This is a genomic window from Kitasatospora sp. NPDC088346 (assembly GCF_044740765.1).
In the GTDB taxonomy this organism is placed as follows: Bacteria; Actinomycetota; Actinomycetes; order Streptomycetales; family Streptomycetaceae; genus Kitasatospora.
Window position 1 is genome coordinate 1 of sequence record NZ_JBIURH010000137.1, and the last position, 3,549, is coordinate 3,549.

Below are 3,549 nucleotides of genomic sequence, written 5' to 3' on the forward strand. Positions count from 1 at the left end.
CGCCGCCGCGAACACCGGATACCCGGCATACAACTCCGCACCCATACCCGCCCGCTGGCTCCCCTGCCCCGTGAACAGGAACGCCGTCCGGCCGAAGGTCGACATGCCCGTCACCGTCCGGGTGTGGCTCTCGCCGGCGGCGAGGGCGGCCAGGGCTGCCGGCAGATCGACGTCCTCTCCGGCCACCACCACGGCCCGGTGCTCGAACGCGGAACGCGTGGTCGCGAGCGACCGGCCGAGCCGCAGGACGTCCGTGTCGGGAGCCGCCAGCAGGAAGGCCCGCAGGCGGGCGGCCTGCCCACGCAGCGCCTCGGCCGTGCGGCCCGACAGCACCAGCGGCACCGGGTGCACTGCGGTGCTGCCCGGTACGGGTGCCGGCTCCTCGGCGGGCGGCTCTTCCAGGACGATGTGCGCGTTGGTACCGCTGAAGCCGAACGAGGAGACCGCCGAACGGCGCGGCCGTCCGGTGTCCGGCCAGTCGCGGGCCTCGCTCAGCAGCTCGACCGCACCCGCGGTCCAGTCGACGTGCGAGGACGGCTCGCCGACGTGCAGGCTCTTCGGCAGTACGCCGTGCCGCATCGCGAGCACCATCTTGATCACACCGGCCGCACCCGCCGCCGCCTGGGTGTGCCCCAGGTTGGACTTCACCGAACCGAGCCACAACGGCCGGTCGGCGGTGTGCTCCCGGCCGTACGTGGCGAGCAGCGCCTGTGCCTCGATCGGGTCGCCGAGCCGCGTTCCGGTGCCGTGCGCCTCGACGGCGTCGACCTCGTCCGCGGACAGTCGGGCGTTGGCCAGCGCCTGCTGGATGACGCGCTGCTGCGAGGGGCCGTTCGGCGCGGTGAGGCCGTTGGAGGCGCCATCCTGGTTGACCGCGCTGCCCCGGACGATGCCGAGCACCCGGTGCCCGTTGGCGAGCGCGTCCGACAGCCGCTCGACGAGCAGAATGCCGACGCCCTCGCCCCAGCCGGTGCCGTCCGCGTCGTCCGAGAACGCCTTGCAGCGGCCGTCGGTGGCGAGCCCGCGCTGCCGGCTGAACTCCACGAAGGTGCTGGGTGTCAGCATCACCGTCACACCGCCGGCGAGGGCGAGCGTCGACTCACCCTGCCGCAGCGACTGGCAGGCCAGGTGCAGCGCGACCAGCGAGGACGAACACGCCGTGTCGATGGTGACGGCGGGCCCCTCCAGGCCCAGCGTGTACGAGACCCGACCCGAGGCGACGCTGCCCGAGGTGCCGGTGCCGACGTGTCCTTCGGCACCCTCGGCCGACTGCTGGAGCAGCATGCCGTAGTCGTTGTACATCACGCCGACGAAGACTCCGGTCCGGCTGCCGCGCAGACTGACCGGGTCGATGCCGGCCCGCTCGAACGCCTCCCAGGAGGTCTCCAGCAGCAGCCGCTGCTGCGGGTCCATCGACATCGCCTCACGCGGCGAGATCCCGAAGAACCCCGGGTCGAAGAGGCCCGCGTCGTGCAGGAACCCGCCCTCGCGGGCGTACGAGGTCCCCTGGTGGTCCGGGTCGGGGTGGTAGAGGTTCTCGACGTCCCAGCCGCGGTCCTCCGGGAAGAAGGACACCGCGTCGCGGCCGTCGGCGACCAAGCGCCAGAGGTCCTCCGGCGAGTCCACCCCACCGGGGAACCGGCAGGCCATGCCGACGATCGCGATCGGGTCGTCGTCCGGCGCGGCCGACGAGACTGCGGCAGCGGGACCCGCGGCGGGCAGGGCGCCCAGCAGCTCGGTGCGGAGCTGGTCGGCGAGGACCGCCGGGCTCGGATAGTCGAAGACGAGCGTGGCGGGCAACCGCAGACCGGTGACGCCGTTCAGGCGGTTGCGCAGCTCGACCGCCGTCAGCGAGTCGAAGCCCAGTTCCTTGAACGCCCGGCCGGTGTCCACGGCCGTGGCGTCCGGGTAGCCCAGGACGGCGGCGACCTCGGTGCGCACCAGGTCGAGCAGAACGGTCGTCCGCTCGGCCTCGCCGAGCGCGGCCAGCCGGTCCGCGAGTGCCGATCCGCCGCCGTTGCCGGTGTGGGCGGCCGCGCGCCGCAGCGGCGCCCGGACCAGGCCCCGCAGCATCGGCGGCAGCAGACCGGAGCCCGCCTGGTCCTGCAGCGCGGCCAGGTCCAGCTGGATCGGGACGAGGACGGGTTCGGCGGCGGCCAGGGCGGCGTCGAACAGCAGCAGGCCGTCGTCGGCGCCCAGCGCGACGACTCCGCCGCGGGCCATCCGCTCCACGTCGGAACGGACCAGGGCGGCGGCCATTCCGCCGTCCTCGGCCCACAGGCCCCAGGCGAGGGACGTGGCGGGCATGCCGAGGGAACGGCGGTGCTCGGCGAGCGCGTCCAGGAACGCGTTGGCCGCTGCGTAGTTGGCCTGCCCCGCCGCACCGAACACACCGGCCGCGGACGAGAACAGCACGAACGCGGCAAGATCCCGGTCCGCGGTCAGCTCGTGCAGGTTCCACGCCGCATCCACCTTCGGACGCAACACGGTGTCCAGCCGCTCCGGCGTCAGCGACGGCACGATGCCGTCGTCCAGCACACCCGCCGTGTGGACGACCGCCGTGAGGTCAACCCCGTCCAGCACCCGCGCCAACGCCGCACGGTCCGCGACATCACACGCCGCGAACTCCACCTGCGCACCCAACCCGGCAAGCTCGACCGCCAGTTCGGCCGCACCTTCGGCCAGAGCACCACGACGCGACACCAGCAACAGCCGCCGCGCACCGTACTCCGTCACCAGATGACGGCTGAACAGCGCCCCCAACGTGCCGGTCGCACCGGTCACCAGCACCGTCCCCTCCGGGTCCAGCACCGGAACAACACCACCGCCCGACGGCACCCGCACCAGACGCGGCGCGAGAGCCGCACCGGCCCGCAACGCCACCTGCGGCTCACCACGCTCCAGCACCCGCACCAGCACCCGCACCGATTCGGCGTCACCGTCCAGATCCACCAGCACGATCCGGCCCGGATTCTCCGACTGCGCCGACCGCACAAGACCCTGCACCGCCGCAGCCACCGGATCACCCGACGTCGCACCCCGCGTCACCACCACCAGACGCGAATCCACGAACACATCCCGCGCCAGCCACTCCTGCACCAGCCCGAGAGCCTCCCGCACCGCCGCGTGGGTCGCGGCCGCCAGGTCCGGGCAGTCGCCTCTCGCGGTGACGAGCGGGCACACCACCGTGGCCGGCACCGCGCCGCCGTCGGCCACGGCCGACAGGTTCGCGAAGCGCACCGCGCCCGGGAGGCCCAGATCGTCGGTGCCCAGCACCGCGATCGGGCCGGACGGCACCGAGGTCGGCAGCGGGACCGACACCCACTCCTGCCGGAACAGCGACTCCTGACCACCCGGGGCGGTCAACTGCCCCGCCTCGAACGGCCGCAGGACCAGCGACCCCACCTCGGCCACCGGCGCACCGGTGGCATCCGCGACCACCAGCGACACCGCGTCCCCACCCGCCGGAGCGATCCGCACCCGCACCTCACCCGCACCAACCGCATGCAGGCACACCCCGGACCACGCGAACGGCAACCGCCCCCCGCC

The 3,549-nt window shown here is 73.7% G+C and carries 1 protein-coding gene; it reads right to left on the reverse strand.

Translation table 11 applies throughout. The features are described from left to right. Nucleotides 1–3,549, reverse strand: a 3,549-nt coding sequence (locus ACIOFR_RS41915; protein ID WP_401006049.1) for a type I polyketide synthase, incomplete at both ends; no start/stop codon positions are given.